10 protein-coding genes are annotated in these 14,580 nt (G+C 75.7%); 8 read left to right on the plus strand and 2 right to left on the minus strand.

Annotated features, from left to right (window positions below):
* The coding region (locus tag RKE29_RS30800; RefSeq protein WP_369016033.1) for a polyketide synthase docking domain-containing protein at window positions 1-84 on the minus strand (84 nt) is incomplete at its 3' end.
* Window positions 85-232: 148 nt separating this feature from the next.
* On the minus strand, window positions 233-2,923 hold the full coding sequence (locus RKE29_RS09745; RefSeq protein WP_312004726.1) for an acyltransferase domain-containing protein: 2,691 nt from the start codon (window positions 2,921-2,923) through the stop codon (window positions 233-235).
* A gap of 559 nt (window positions 2,924-3,482) precedes the next feature.
* Between RKE29_RS09745 and RKE29_RS09750 the strand changes: the two genes are divergently transcribed.
* From RKE29_RS09750 to RKE29_RS09785, 8 genes are all read left to right on the plus strand, one after another.
* The gene (locus RKE29_RS09750) at window positions 3,483-5,570 is read left to right on the plus strand and encodes a CoA transferase (protein ID WP_312004727.1); all 2,088 of its coding nucleotides are present in this window, start codon (window positions 3,483-3,485) and stop codon (window positions 5,568-5,570) included.
* Window positions 5,567-7,186 carry a thiamine pyrophosphate-binding protein gene (locus tag RKE29_RS09755; protein WP_312004728.1) on the plus strand — a complete coding sequence of 540 codons (1,620 nt, stop codon included), beginning with the start codon at window positions 5,567-5,569 and terminating at the stop codon, window positions 7,184-7,186. The genes RKE29_RS09750 and RKE29_RS09755 overlap by 4 nt, the downstream gene beginning before the upstream one ends.
* Before the next feature lie 11 nt (window positions 7,187-7,197).
* The gene (locus RKE29_RS09760; protein WP_312004729.1) at window positions 7,198-8,016 is read left to right on the plus strand and encodes an alpha/beta fold hydrolase; all 819 of its coding nucleotides are present in this window, start codon (window positions 7,198-7,200) and stop codon (window positions 8,014-8,016) included.
* A complete protein-coding gene (locus RKE29_RS09765) occupies window positions 8,013-9,188 on the plus strand; it encodes an enolase C-terminal domain-like protein (RefSeq protein WP_312004730.1) in 1,176 nt (391 codons plus the stop codon). Before RKE29_RS09760 ends, RKE29_RS09765 begins: the two co-directional genes overlap by 4 nt.
* Complete coding sequence (locus tag RKE29_RS09770; protein ID WP_312004731.1) at window positions 9,185-9,937, plus strand: SDR family NAD(P)-dependent oxidoreductase; 753 nt, start codon at window positions 9,185-9,187, stop codon at window positions 9,935-9,937. Before RKE29_RS09765 ends, RKE29_RS09770 begins: the two co-directional genes overlap by 4 nt.
* A gap of 67 nt (window positions 9,938-10,004) precedes the next feature.
* Complete coding sequence (locus RKE29_RS09775) at window positions 10,005-10,805, plus strand: SDR family oxidoreductase (protein ID WP_312004732.1); 801 nt, start codon at window positions 10,005-10,007, stop codon at window positions 10,803-10,805.
* 515 nt (window positions 10,806-11,320) lie between these two features.
* Window positions 11,321-13,042, plus strand: a complete 1,722-nt coding sequence (locus RKE29_RS09780) for an acyl-CoA dehydrogenase family protein (protein ID WP_312004733.1) — start codon at window positions 11,321-11,323, stop codon at window positions 13,040-13,042.
* A gap of 9 nt (window positions 13,043-13,051) precedes the next feature.
* Entirely contained in the window at window positions 13,052-14,329 is a 1,278-nt protein-coding gene (locus RKE29_RS09785) for a cytochrome P450 (RefSeq protein WP_312004734.1), read from the plus strand.
* Window positions 14,330-14,580: the final 251 nt, after the last annotated feature.

The following is a 14,580-nucleotide window of genomic DNA, read 5'->3' on the forward strand; positions in this document are numbered from 1 at the left end:
CAGCTCACGCACCCGCCGCCGCGCGTCGTCGAGTTCGGCGCTGACACGCTTGAGGAGGTGGCGAAGCTTGTCTTCGTGTGCCATGGGAGCCGCCTTCGGAGAACTGTGGGGGGCGCGGACTCGTACGCGTGAAACACGGAGCCCGGAAACGGCGCGCGGGAAACAGCGCCTGTGGGCCTCGGGAAAACGGGAATCGTTTGTGGTGTGCGGGGGCGGTTCTGGGTGCTCGGTTCTAGGAGATGCCGAACCGCTCTTCGATGAGAGCGAACATCTCGTCGTCGGTGGCTGCGGCGAACCGGTCGGCGGCCGGTTCACCGGCGTCGTCGTGGCTCATCAGCCGGGCCTTGTCCGTGAGGGACTTCAGCCGTTCCTCGATCCGCCGGCCGGTTTCGTACGCGACGGCGGTCCTGTTTCCGGCATGTGCGGCCCGCAGGTGTTCGAGTGCCGCGTCGGCCTGCTCCAGGGCGGCCAGCAGGGCGGCCTCGGGATCGGCCGGGTGCTGGTCGTACGCTGGGGCTTCCGTCCTCGGGTGCCCGCCTGCGCCCGCCGTGTCGAACAGGGCGGTCAGCAGGTGGCGGGCCAGGGCGGCCGGGGTGGGGTGGTCGTAGGCGACCGTGGCGGACAGGTGGTGCCCGGTGGTCTCGCGGAGGCGGTTGCGCAGGTGGACGGTGCTCAGCGAGCTGAGGCCCATGTCCTTGAACGCCGTGCCGGGGTCGACGGCGTCGGCGGAGTCCGCTTCCAGCACCGCGGCGACCGTGCGGCGTACGAGGTCCGTGACCGCTTCGGCCCGCTGCTCGGCGGGCAGTGCCCGGACGCGGCCCGTCCAGGACGGTTCGGCGTCGGTGTCGGTGCCGGTGTCGGTGCCGGTGTCGTGGACGGCCGGCAGGTCGATCCGTCGGGCCCCGGTGTCGGCGAGGACCGGTGACCAGTCGACGTCGACGCCGCGCACGTACGCCTCCGCCACCGAGGTGAGCACCCGGTGGACGCCGCCTTGTCCGCGCCGCAGCGTGCCGACCACGGCCACGTCCGGCACGCCCAGCTCGGCCGCGGTGTCCTCGATGGAGGTGCTGAGCAGCGGGTGCGGGCTGACCTCGATGAACGACCGGTGTCCGGCGGCGAGCAGAGCCCGGACGGACTGGTGGAAGCGCACCTGGTCGCGGGTGTTGCGGTACCAGTAGTCCGTGTCCAGCGTGGCGGTGTCCCGCTCGGCGCCGTCGACGGTCGAGTAGAACGGCACGGTGGAGGGCCTGGGCGAGACCGGGCGCAGCACGTCCAGCAGGTGGTCGCGGAGGGTCTCGACCTGGGAGCAGTGGCCGACGGTCTCCACGCCGGGGATGCGTTTGGCGTAGAGGCCCTGGCCGGTGAGCTCGGCGACGATGTCGTCCAGGGCGTCGGGCGGGCCGGCCAGCGCCACCGAGCGCGGGCCGTTGAGCGCGGCCAGCTCCACGGAGCCGGGCCAGGCCGCCATGCGCCGGAGGATGTCCTGCCCGGAGGTGCCGACGGAGATCACCGTGCCCTTGCCGACCAGGCGCAGCCACGCCCGGCTGCGGCGGGCCAGCAGGCGGGCCGCGTCGCGCAGGTCCAAGCCGCCGGCCACCTGCGCGGCGGCGATCTCGCCGTAGCAGTGCCCGACGACGGCGGCCGGCTGCACTCCGTACGAGCGCCAGACCTCGGCGAGCGAGACCATCGTCGCCCACAGGGTGGGCTGGAGGACGTCGACACGGTGCAGGGGCGGCGCGCCCGGTGCCGCGCGCAGCACGTCGAGCAGCGACCAGTCGACGAACTCGGCCAGCGCGTCGGCGCAGGCGTGCACGCTGTCGCGGAAGGCTTCGCAGGTGTCGAGGAGTCCGGCGGCCATACCGGGCCACTGCGAGCCCTGGCCGGGGAAGACGAAGACGGGGCGCGGGGTTCCGGTGGCGGTGCCGCGGACGAGATGGGGTGCGTCGGCGCCGGTGGCGAGGGCCCGCAGGCCGCCGTCCAGGGTGGTGCGGTCCGCGCCGATGACGGCGGCTCGCCGGGGGCCGCGGCTGGTGGCGAGCAGGGAGTGGGCGATGTCGGCGGGTGTGGCGGGGGCCGCGTCGAGGTGTACGGCCAGGCTCGCGGCCCTGGCTTCCAGGGCCCGGGTGCTGGTGGCCGAGACGATCCAGGGCAGCGGGGGCCCGGGGGCGGTGTCCGGCGGGTGGTCCAGGATCAGGCAGGCGGTGGTGCCGTCGCCGCCGTGGTCGGCGACGGCGATGGGGCCGGGCGGCCGCTGGTGGCGCAGGGCGGCGAGCAGTCCGGGAAAGCCGTCGGCCGCGGGGCGGGTGGCGTCGTCTGCACCTGGCAGACCCGCGAATTCCTCTGACAAGCCCGCGGATTCGCCTGACAGGTCCGCGGATTCGCCTGACAGGTCCGCGGATTCGCCTGACCAGCCCGCGGATTCGCCTGACCAGCCCGCGGACCGGAGGGTGCTGCGGAGCAGGCGGGCCCGGTCGTCGGGCACGGGGGCGTAGGCCGCCGCGGTGCTGCGGACGACAGCCCGCACGGGGGCTCCCACGGCGGCGGCCGCCGACTGCCGGGCGAGGAGCACCGCGCAGGCGCCGTCGGCGAGTTCGGCGCCGGCCAGCGCGTAGGCGCAGTCGCCCGCGCGCAGGGCCTGGGCGGCGAGGTGGACGGCGAGCAGCGCGGGCGTCTCGCGGGCGTCGAGTGAGTAGGTGGCGCCGGTCAGGCGCAGGGCGGCGGCGATGCGGCCGGCGGCCGTGCCCGGTGCGGCCACCGCGGTGTGGCCGGCGCGCAGCACCGACGGGTCGACTGCCGCCTGGCCGACGGCGGCACGGACGGCTTCGGCGATCCGCCCATGACTTCCCGAACCGATGAGAACGATCGGTTCGCTTTTCCGGTCAAATCCCTCAGCGGCACGTTCTGCAAAAAGCCGTTCTGCCATTATGTCGCCCAACAGCGACAGTCAGTGAAAAGCATCCCCCGTGACTCCTCCTTCGGACCTTGGTCAGAGGTCCGAGATCGCTGTCCCATCAGGTTCCAGATGCAACCTCATATTCACTGTGCCAGCCAGAAAAACGGCCGTCAACCACGAGTCGAGGACGGCTCATGTGACGAGCATCACGGTTCATAGGCGAGTAAACACGGACACTTCGCACCGATTGTCGTGTGCAAGTGCCAGTCACCGACAGAGGGGACACGCGCGAACGTAAACCTCTGCAAAACTTCATATCAGCACATTATCAACTCGCGGCCGGACGGATGCCGCAGACACTCTTGCCGACTTCCCGGCAACCCGGGACGATGGTTTCCCGCCGACTTCGGTGATACGGTCACCGATGATCTGACTTTTCGCGTCCCCAATGGCGGACCATGCCGCCCGCGGAGAATTCCCGCGAATACGGGCAGCGCTGACGCGATATCCCACGTGGCCGCATACCGGCCGAGACCACACCCAGCGGTGACAACCGGCGCGGGGCTGACGCGCGGGCGAGGGGGCTTCCATGACGACGACAGGGCCACTGGAGGGCACCGCCGTGCTCACGGCGGGCCACGGCACGTCGGCCGCGCTGCTGGGCAGGCTGCTCGCGGACCTCGGAGCCCGGGTCGTCCCCCTGGGGCGGCCGCCCGCCGCCGCGGGCCCGTTCGAGCGGTGGCTGCGCGCCGCCGCGCGGCCGCCGGCCGGCTGGGACCAGGCGCCCGGCCTGCTGGAGACCGCCGACGTGCTGGTGTGCGACCGCGACGGCGGCGACCGGCTCGCCGCCCGCGGGTTGGGGCCCCGGGAGCTGGTCGCGCGCCACCCCGGGCTGGTCACGGTGCGGCTGAGCGCGTTCGGGCTCACCGGCCCGCTGCGGGACGCCCCGGCGACCGAGCCGACCCTCCAGGCCCTGGCCGGCCTGACCGCGGCCACCGGGGCCGAGGGGACGCCCCCGGTCACCTCCGCCGTGGGGCTGGCCTCCCGCACCGCGGCGCTGTCCGGCCTGATCGCCGTCGCGGCCGGGCTCATCGGCCGGGCCCGCGGCGGCGGCGGAGACTACTGGGACATCGCCGAGTTCGACAGCCTGCTCACGCTGACCGGCACCCTGCTACCGAGCGTCGCGCTCACCGGCCGCCCGCCGCGGCGCACCGGCAACCGGCACGGCATGGCCGCGCCCTGGAACAGCTACCCGTGCCGGGACGCCCCCGTCGTCATCTGCACGATGAGCGAGCCGATGTGGCGGCGGCTGGCCGCCGCGACGGGCCGGGCGGACCTCGCCGACGACCCCCGCTTCGCCGACACCGCCGCCCGGGTCCGCAACGCCGACGAGCTCGACAAGATCATCGGCGAGTGGACGGCAGGCCGGCGGGCGGCCGACGTGGTGGCCCGGCTGCGTGCCGAAGGCATCCCCTGCGCCCAGGTCGCGGCCCCCGACGACGTACGCGACGGCGCCGCCGCCCGGCGCCGCGGGCTGGTGGCCGGCCCGGGCCGCGAACCGGCCGGCCCGCTGCGCTCCCTGGCGCCGGCCGTGCGGGCCGGCGGCCCGTCACCCCGGCAGGGCCGCCTGTGGGAGCCGATACCCCCCGGCGGCCCGCCGCTGCGCGGCGTCCGCCTGCTGGAGATCGGCTCGTACACGGCCGGGCCGCACGCGGGCAGGCTGCTGGCCCAACTGGGCGCCGACGTGCTGAAGGTGGAGCCGCCGCACGGCGAGGGCTCCCGGCGCCTGGCCCAGCGCGTCGGCCCGGTCGGCTACCTCTACTACGTCAACAACGCCGGCAAGCGCTCCTGCCGGCTGGACCTGGCCGACACCGGGGACCGGGCCGTGTTCGACGGCCTGCTCGCCGGGTGCGACATCGTGCTCACCAACCTCGCCGCCGACACCCTCGCGGCGCAGGGCCTCGCCCCCGGGCAGGTCCTGGCCCGGCACGGCGTCGCGCACTGCGCGGTGACCGGCCACGGCCTGGCCGCCGCCGACCGCAGCGTCGACACCGTCATCCAGGCCGAGTCGGGCATGATGCACCTCGTCGGCGGAGGCGGCGGCACCGCCTGGCGCACGCCGGTGTCCAGCGCCGACGTCCTGGGCGCCTACCTGGCCGCCGCGGCCGCCACCGTGGCCACCTACGTCCGTCTGCGCACCGGCCGCGGCTGCGCCGCCGACGTGGCGCTGTTCGACGCCGCGGTCTGGGCCACCCAGGACCGCTGGTACGACGACCCTCCCGCACCGGGCCCGCGCCTGGTCCGGGCCTCGGACGGCACGGTGCTCGTGGACGGCACGGTGCTCGTGGACGGCACGGTGTCCGTGGACGGCGCGGTGCTCGTGGACGGCGCCGGGCCGCTGCCGCCCGCCGGGGGGACGGTCGCCGCCGTACTCGACGCGGCCGCGGCGGCCGGCGTGCCCGCCGCCCCGCTGCACGACCTGACCCGCGCGGTGCGCCATCCGCAGGTCCGCGCCCGGCGGATGGTCCTCCAGCAGTCCTGCGCGGGCACCACCGTGCTCATCACCGGGGACCACCTGCGCTCGCTGGTCCGCGACGCCCCGCCGCCGGGCCGCGCGCCGGTGGACCAGAACGATCCCGCCTGGCTCCCGCCCGACCCGACCGAAGGACAGGGATGAAGGTATTCCACGCGCTGGCCGACGCGCTGGCCGGGCACGGCGTCGACACCGTCTTCGGGCTGATGGGCAACGCCAACCTGCTCTACCTGCCCGCGTTCGCCGAGGCGGGCGGACGGTTCGTGGCCGTCGTCCACGAGGCGGGCGCCGTGGCCATGGCCGACGGCTACGCCCGGATGTCCGGCCGGACCGGTGTGGCGTCCGTGACGCACGGGCCCGCGTTCACCAACGCCCTGACCCCGCTGGTGGAAGCCGCCCGCAGCCGCAGCCGGGTGCTGCTGGTCACGGGCGATCCGCCGCCGGTGCCCACGCACTTCCACCAGTTCGACATCGCCACGGTCGCGGCCGCCGCGGGCGTGGGCTACGAGCGGGTCCACGGACCGGCGTCGCTCGTCGCGGACCTGAACCGGGCGATGCAGCGGATCGCGGCCGAGCGGCGGCCCGTCGTGCTCAACGTCCCCATCGCGCTCATGCAGGCCGAGGCGGGCGAGCAGGCGCCGGTCACGCGCCCGGTGGCGCCGGGCCCGACGGCGGCGCCGGAGGCCGAGGCGCTGGACGGCGCGCTCGGCCTGATCGGCTCGGCGAAGCGGCCGCTGGTGCTGGCCGGCTACGGCGCGGCGGCCGCCGGCGCGCGGGACGCCCTGGTGGAGCTGGCCGACCGGACCGGCGCCGCGCTGGCCACCACGCTGCTGGGCAAGGAGATGTTCGCCGGCCACCCCCGGGACATCGGCCTGTTCGGCAGTCTCGCGCACAGCGTCGCGGGCGCGGTCATCGCCGAGTCGGACTGCGTGATCGCCTTCGGGGCCGGCCTGAACATGTGGACGGCCCTCAACGGCGACCTGTTCCGGGGCAAGCGGGTCGTGCACGTGGACACCGACCCGGCCCGGTTCGGCTCGTACACCCCGGTGGACGAGCCGGTGGCCGGGGACGCGCGCCGTACGGCCGAGGCCATGAACGCGCTGCTGGAGCAGGCGGGCGTCACCGCGGCGAACGGCCCGTGGGCGGAGCGCGTCGCGAAGGCGCTGGCCGGCCACTCGCCCCGGGAGGACTTCGCCGACCGCGGCGGCCCGGGCACCGTGGACATCCGGTCGGCGATGATCCGCCTGGACCGGGTGCTGCCCGCCGAGCGGACCGTGGTCAGCGACATCGGCCGGTTCGACGTGGGCGTCTGGCCCTACCTGCGGGTGGCCGACCCGCTGCACTTCGCCCTCATGGGCGGCTTCGGCTCGATCGGGCTCGGCCTGGCCGGGGCGATCGGCGCGGCGGCGGCCGGCGCCGGCCGGCCCGTGGTCGCCACCGTCGGGGACGGCGGCTTCATGATGCACCTGTCCGAGTTCACCACCGCGGTACGGCACCGGCTGCCGGTCGTCGTGGTCGTCCTGAACGACGGGGCGTACGGCGCCGAGCACTACAAGCTGCGCGACCACGGCTACGACCCGGCCTACTCGGCGTACGCCTGGCCGGACCTGGCCGCGCTGGCCACGGCGATGGGCGCCCGCGCCCTGACCGTCCGCGAGCCGGGCGACCTCGACGCGGTCGGCGATCTGCTGCCCGGGCTGGACGGTCCGCTGCTCGTCGACGTCCGGCTGGACCCGGACGTCAACCTCGTCCGGTACTGAGGAGGCCGGCCATGCCCACCACCAGCACGCTGACCGCCGCCGACGGCACCCGTCTCGCCCTGCACCGCTGGACGACGCCCGGCGCGACCGCGGCGCTGTTCTATATCCACGGCATCCAGAGCCACGCCGGCTGGCTGTACGAGACGGGGCCCGAGCTGAACGCCCGCGGCGTCGACGTCTACGCCCTGGACCGCAGGGGCTCCGGCCGCAGCGGAGGGCCCCGCGGCCACCTGCCGTCCGCCGGCCTCGTGCTGGACGACTACGCGCGGGCGCTGGCCGCCGTGGCGTCGGAGACGGGCGGCCGCGCGCCGGCCGCCCTGGGCCAGAGCCTGGGCGGCAGCGTGCTGGCCGCCCTGTGGTGCAGCCGCGACCTGCCCGTGCGCAAGCTGGTCCTGTGCGCCCCGGCGCTCGGCCAGCAGCGGGCCCGCCACGAACCGGCCGCGCTGGCCGAGCGCCGGGCCCGCACCGGGACCGCGCCCCAGCCCGTGGGACTCGCCGACGGCGACTACACCGGCCTGCCGCGGTACCTCGCGTTCCTGGCCGGGGACCCGCTGATGCTGCGCCAGGTCACACCGGCCACCCAGGCGGCGCTCGTACACCTGGAGGACCACTACGCCGCCGGGACGCCCCGCACTCCCCTCCCGGTCGACCTGGCCCTGCCCGCCCGCGACCCGATCATCGACCTCGCCGCCGCGCGCGCGGTGCTGCGCCGACTGGGCCCCGCCGTCCACGAGCGGGTCTTCGACGCCGACCGGCACTACCTGGAGTTCACCGCGGCCAGGACCGCGTACTGGGACTGGCTGGCCGCGCGGCTGAAGGAGGACGCGTGATCAACGGCGTACGGGTGTACACCGCGGCGGTGCCCATGGCCGCGGCGTTCGACCACGCCACGCGCTCCCGCCGCCGGTCGGAGTCCCTGCTGGTCGAGGTCGGCCTGGCGGACGGCGTCCGCGGATGGGGCGAGGGGGCGCCGCGCGGCTACGTCACGGGCGAGACGCTGCGGGGCGCGGCGGCGGCCGTACGGGCGTGCGACCCGGCCGGGCTCGCCGAGCGGATCGACTGGCGGACCTTCGAGTCAGCCGCCGCCTCGATCGCCGCGCTGCCGCTGCCGGACCTCGTCGCGGGCCCGTCGGCGGCGGCGGCCGTGGAGATCGCCCTGCTCGACGCGGCCTGTCGGCGCTTCTGCCGGCCGCTGGCCGAGGCGCTGGCGGTGCTGGACGCGCCCGCGCGGGTGCGCCGCGGCGGGCCGGTGTCCGTGAGCCTGGTCATCCACCTGTCCCGGGATGTCGCCGCGGTCCTGGACGCGCTGCCGCCGCCCGCCGTGGCGGCGCTGCGGCACGTGAAGGTCAAGGTGGCGGACCCGGCCGACGCCGTGCGGCGGCTGGCCCGGGCCCGAAGCCGCCTGCCCGCCGGCGTCCGGGTGTCCCTGGACGTCAACGGCGCCTGGTCGGCCGCGCAGGCCGAGCGGGTGGCGGGCGAGCTGGACGGGGTGGCGTGGGTGGAGGAGCCCCTGGCGCCGCGTTCCTGGCCGGAGCTGGCCCGGCTGCGGCGGGCCACCGGCCTGCCCGTCATGCTGGACGAGTCGTGCACCGGCCCGGCCGACCTCGACACCGCCGCGGCCTGCGGCGCGGCCAGCCATGTCAACGTACGGCTGTCGAAGTGCGGCGGCTTCTTCGCGGCGGCCCGCCTGGGCCTGCGCGCGGACGCGCTGGGCGTCGGCTGCCAGCTCGGGGTGCACGTCGCCGAGGTGGGCCCGCTGTGGGCGGCCGGCCGGGCGCTGGCCACCGCGTGGGGGCTGTGGCAGACGGTCGAGGCGGGCCGGGCCGACGAGTGGTTCCCCACGCCCCTGACCCGGCCGGCCTTCGCCGTGGACCGGGCCCTGCACCAGGTCCGGCCGCTGACCGGCCCGGGCACCGGGGTGGAACCCGCCGACGAGCTGCTGCGGCACACCCGGTGCCTGGCCGAGTGGCGGCCCGGCGACGGCTGGCGGAGGAGCGGATGACGGCGCGGCGGGACGTGGCCCTGGTGACCGGGGCGGGCGGCGGCATCTGCGCGGAGGTCGCCCGCGGGCTGGCCGCCCGGGGCCTGCGGCTGGTCCTCCTCGACCAGGACGCCGAGGCGGTGCGCCGCGTCGCCGACGGGCTCGCCGGCCGGCTGGTGTGCGACCCGCTGGTCGCCGACGTCACCGACGCGCGGGCCCTGGAGTCCGCCATCGGCTCGATACCCTCCGAGCACCGGCCGGGAGTCCTGGTCAACGGCGTGGGCGGCGACACCCGGGCCCGTCCGGTGACCGAGCTGACCGAGGCCGACCTCCAGTCGGCCGTCGCCCACAACCTGGCCGGCGTGTTCACCGCGACCCGGCTGTGCGCGCCGGCGATGGTCGCGGCGGGCTGGGGTCGCATCGTCAACCTGGCGTCCGTGGCGGGCCGTACGTACACCCGTTTCAGCAACGCCGCGTACGTCGCCGCCAAGGCCGGCGTCATCGGCTTCACCAAGCAGTGCGCCTTCGAGCTGGCCCCGCACGGCGTCACCGTCAACGCGGTCGCCCACGGGGTCATCGGCACCGACCGCATCCGCCGCGCCTGGGCGGACAAGCCCGCCCGGTGGACGGCCGACCGGGTCAGCCGCATCCCGGCCGGCCGCTTCGGCACCGTCGCCGAGGCCGCGGGGATCGTCTGCCACCTGTGCGGCGAGGACGCCGGGTACACCACCGGCGCGGTCGTCGACGTCAACGGCGGACTGCACATCTGACGACAGACCTGACGCCGGAACACCTGACGGGAGATCCGGCGAGCGAGGACGGAGAGCGGGAACACCGATGAGCCTGGAACTTGCCGACCGCGTGGTGATGGTCACGGGAGCGGGCAGCGGGATCGGCCGGGCAGCGGCCCGGCTCCTGGCGGGCCACGGCGCGCGCGTCGTCCTGGTGGGCCGCACCCCGGGGGCCCTGGCGGAGACCGCCGCCGGGCTGCCCCCGTCGCACCACCTCGTGGCGCCCTGCGACGTGGCCGACGATCAGCAGGTGGAGCGGTGCGTGGCCGAGGCGGTCGCCCGGTTCGGGCGGCTGGACGGGGCGTTCAACAACGCGGGGACCTTCGGGGCGTTCGGCCCCCTGCACCAGGACACCCCCGGCAACTTCGACGCCGTGGTCGCCACCAACCTGCGCGGGGTGTGGGCCTGCACGCGCGCCCAGGTCCGCGCGATGCTGGCGGGCGGCGGCGGCGCGATCGTCAACTGCTCCTCCGTGGCCGGCCACATCGGCCACGCCCAGAGCCCGGTCTACGCGGCCACCAAGCACGCCGTGATCGGCCTGAGCAAGTCGGCGGCGCTCCAGTACGCGGGCGACGGCGTCCGGGTCAACGTGGTCAGCCCCGGCTCGACCGACACCCCGATGCTCCGCGGCCTGTACGCCGACCCCGGGGCCCTGGACCAGCGGGCGCGCCGGGCCCCGCTGGGCCGGCTGGGCACCTGCGAGGAGGTGGCCAACGCGGCCGTCTGGCTGCTCAGCCCGCTGTCCGGTTACGTCACCGGGCAGACCGTCGTCGTCGACGGCGGCGTCACGGCCGGTTCGGCCGCCGTCCGCCCGGACCCCGCGCGGGACGTCCGGCACCGTCCGTGACCCGGCCCGTCAGGCCAGCGGCCTCCGGCCCGGCCGGAGGCCCGGGGAATTCCCGCCGGACGCCGGAACGGGCGGAATCGCCGGCGGAACACGCGATCCCGCGTGCGGCCTTTCCCCGGGCCGGCGGAAAAGGCCGGAGAACGTGTCCGGCCGCCGTCGGCACCGGGCGTCCGGTGATACCGTCCCGCGCGTCCCGCCCGCCGATCCGCCGATACGGGCCGTACGGCGCCGGCCGCGCGGCCGCCCTGGCGCGGCCTTACCAGGCCGGGGAGGCGCGCCGGGAGACCGAGTGCGGCTGAGGTGAATCCCGGGCGGCGAATAGGGGCGCCCCCGGTGGCTCTGGGGTTGGCGATAGGGGCACGGCGTCCCTAGCGTGAGACGCAGTGCCGCACCCCCGGATTCCTCGTTCCTTCCGTGCCGACCCGTCGAGTGCCGAGCGGCACCGCTGCGGCGCGGCGGAGAAACTCCGCGAGAAACCCCACCCTCCTTGGCGGCTTTCCCCGAAGGGTTCACACATGACATCGGAACCTCGCGAGAACGCCCCGCGCCCCGCTCCGAGTTTTCTGACGAGCCTGGTGTCCGGACGGCTTCCGCTGGAGATGCTGCTCGACTTCCCCGAGGAGGACGCCGCGGAGGAGCGGGCGAGCGACAAGGTGGCGGCCGAGGTGCTGGGGCTGCTCACCGAGCGGCTGGACCCGGAGGAGCTGGACCGCACGCGCGAGATCCCCGCCGGGCTGCTGGAGGAGGTCAGGGCGCGCGGGTTCTTCTCGCTGCGGGACGAGCCGGCCCTCGGCGGCCTGGGGCTTTCGGACTTCGGCACCTTCCGGGTGCTGGAGCGGGCCGCCGGGTGGTCGGTGACGCTGGGCCAGCTGCTGGCCATTCAGAACGTCATCGGGGTGGGCATCCTGCTGCCCGCGCTGCCGCCGGGCAGCGAGCTGGAGGCGCTGGTGCGCCGCCACGTCCGCGACGTGACGTTCTCCGGGTTCGCCTCCTCCGAGCCCACCGGGCAGAACAACTCGTGGCCCGCGACGACCGCGGTGCCGACCGAGGACGGCTCGGCGTACGTGCTGGACGGCGAGAAGCTGTTCATCGGCAACGCGCCGCTGGCCGGAATCCTGGCCGTCGCCGCGACGATCCGGGACGGCGAGGAGCCGCGCTCGGGCGTGTTCTTCGTGGAGACCGACACGCCCGGGTTCAGCCGGACCTCCCGCATCGAGTTCATGGGCAGCCACGGGCTGCCCATCGGCGGCGTACGGCTGGAGGGCGTGCGCGTCCCCGCGGCGCACGTGCTGACCGGCGGGCCGGACAACGTGCGGCTGCCCGCCCGGGTGATGGCGATCGCGCTGCTGAGCGCCTTCTTCTCCAACGCAGCGCCGGCCCTGGGCGTCGCCCGGCAGTGTCTGGACGGCATGCGGGCGTTCGTCGGCCGGCGCGCCATCGACGGCCGGGGGCTGATCGAGTACGACGCCGTCCAGCGCCGCCTGGCCGCCACCCGCGCGGAGATCTTCGCCATGGACGCCATGGTCCGGTGGAGCTTCCTGGGCGCCGACCCGATGGGCCGCATGTTCGAGCACCTGGTCGGCAAGAACATCACCACCCGGGCCGCCTGGGAGATCGCGGACCGTACGGTCGCGGTGCTGGGCGGGGAGGGTTTCGAGACCGCCGAGAGCAAGAGCCGCCGCGGGGCCGTGCCGTTCCCGGCCGAGCGGCTGCTGCGGGACGCGCGGGCGCTGCGGGTGTCCGGCAACGTCGACTTCATGATCGACATCCAGGCGGGGCGGCTGCTGCTGTCCCGGTTCCGGCCGGACGGGCCCGCGCTGCCGCCGCTGGAGGAGCCGGCGGAGCTGCCGGACGCCGGTCTGAGCGCGGCCAACGCCGACCACCTGCGGGCCGCCGCCCACGACATCCGGCGCCTGGCGCACACCTGCGCCGGGCTGGTCCGCCGCCACCCGGACCCGGCGGAGCTGTTCGCCAGGGAGGAGACGCTGATCCTGCTCAGCCAGGTCTCCAGCGAGCTGCTGACGATCTGCGCGGCCCTGGCCCGGGCCCGGCGCGCCCCCGCCGGCCAGGACCTGGCCGACGCCTACTGCACCGCCGCGCGGGTGCGGCTGCTGGGCCTGTGGGCGCGGCTGACCGCCGACCGCGAGCCCGACTACGGGCGGATCAGCCGCGGACCGGCGGAGGACGAGCCCCGGGCCCAGGCCGCCGCGCCCACCCCCACCGTCGCCGAGCACTGAGGAGCGGCCATGTCCGAGCAGGTGACCGAGGCACTACCGGCCGTCCTCGACGGCTTCGACCTGACCGACAACGCGGCCTTCGCCGCCGCCCCGGAGGGCTTCCCCTACGCGCTGTTCGCCCGGTTGCGCCGGGAGGCTCCCGTGCTGCTGCACCCGCCCGGGCAGACCGCCGACGGCGAGAGCTTCTGGGTGCTCAGCAGGCACGCGGACATCACCGCGGTGGCCGCGAACCCGGAGGTGTTCTCCCCGCAGGGCCGGCCGGGCCGGCCCGGCGGCGGCACCCACCTGGACGACATGCCGGTCGGGGTGTACGCCGGGGTGATGCTGCCCATGATGGCGGGCACGCGCCACGACCTGATCAAGGACCTGCTCACCCCGGCGGTGACCGGCGAGGTGGTCCGCGCCCAGGAGAAGGAGCTGCGGGCCACGGCAGACGTGCTGGTGGCGGCGGCGCTGGAGCGCGGCTCCTGCGACCTCGCGGCGGACGTGGTCGAGCGGCACACCTTCCTGAGCGTCGCGGTGCTGCTCGGCGTGCCGGCCGCGGACCGCGCGCGGCTGGCCGCGTGGGCGTCCCACACGACGGGCCTGCTGGACCGCAGGACGGGGCTGCCCGACGAGCGGTCGAAGGCGGCCTGGGTGGACAGCCAGGAGTACGTCGGGCGGCTGCTGGAGCTGCGGCGGGACACCCCGGCCGAGGACCTGGCCTCGGTGCTGGCGGCCGGCGAGATCCCCGCCGACCGGGGCGAGCCGCCGCTGTCCCACCGGGAGCGGCTGGTCAACGCGCAACTGCTGCTGCTGCACGGCGGCGAGCAGCCCCGGAACACCATCGCCTCCGGCCTGCTGGGCCTGGCCCGGCACCCGGACCAGTGGCGGGCGCTGCGCGAGGACCGCTCGCTGCTGGAGTCGACGGCGGAGGAGATGCTGCGCTGGGCCCCGCCGAACCCGTACAACCGCAGGACGGCCACCCGCGACGTGACGGTGGGCGGCGAGTTGATCCGCGCCGGGGAGAAGGTGTCGCTTTGGTGGCCCTCCGGGAACCGTGACGAGACCGTGTTCACCGACCCTGACGTCTTCGACCAGCGGCGCTCGCCCAACCCGCACCTGACGTTCGGGTACGGCAGCCAGTTCTGCCTCGGCAACGAGGTGGCCCGGCTGGAGATCAGGATCCTGCTGGAGGCGCTGCTGGACCGGGTGGCGGAGATCCGCCCGGCCGGACCGGTGACCTACCAGCCGAGCAACAAGCACACCGTGGTGCTGGACATGCCGGTGCGGCTCGTGCCGCGGTGACCCCGCGGGCTCCCGCCGGGCGGGCCCGCCCTGACGGCGGCCCGGGCCGGCGGGAGCCACACGGCCGTACGGGCGCGGCGGTACGGGCACACGGCTCGGCCCCGGTGCCGGGCCGGTCAGGGCCCGGCACCGGGGCTCGGCCGGGGACGAGGGCGCGGAGGGCGTAGCGGCGGCCCCGCCCTCGGCGTGACAGCCGGTCGGCGTCGGATGGCGGCGAGCAGGAAGCGGGCGGGGGACGGCCGGAAACGGAA

This window comes from Streptomyces sp. B1866 (assembly GCF_031932565.1).
Taxonomy (GTDB): Bacteria; Actinomycetota; Actinomycetes; order Streptomycetales; family Streptomycetaceae; genus Streptomyces.

Coding starts and splice junctions, on each gene's coding strand:
- RKE29_RS09760 (WP_312004729.1), top strand. CDS start 7,198: ATGCCCACCACCAGCACGCTGACCGCCGCCGACGGCACCCGTCTCGCC.
- RKE29_RS09755 (WP_312004728.1), top strand. CDS start 5,567: ATGAAGGTATTCCACGCGCTGGCCGACGCGCTGGCCGGGCACGGCGTC.
- RKE29_RS09775 (WP_312004732.1), top strand. CDS start 10,005: ATGAGCCTGGAACTTGCCGACCGCGTGGTGATGGTCACGGGAGCGGGC.
- RKE29_RS09750 (WP_312004727.1), top strand. CDS start 3,483: ATGACGACGACAGGGCCACTGGAGGGCACCGCCGTGCTCACGGCGGGC.
- RKE29_RS09770 (WP_312004731.1), top strand. CDS start 9,185: ATGACGGCGCGGCGGGACGTGGCCCTGGTGACCGGGGCGGGCGGCGGC.
- RKE29_RS09785 (WP_312004734.1), top strand. CDS start 13,052: ATGTCCGAGCAGGTGACCGAGGCACTACCGGCCGTCCTCGACGGCTTC.
- RKE29_RS09780 (WP_312004733.1), top strand. CDS start 11,321: ATGACATCGGAACCTCGCGAGAACGCCCCGCGCCCCGCTCCGAGTTTT.
- RKE29_RS09745 (WP_312004726.1), bottom strand. CDS start 2,923: ATGGCAGAACGGCTTTTTGCAGAACGTGCCGCTGAGGGATTTGACCGG.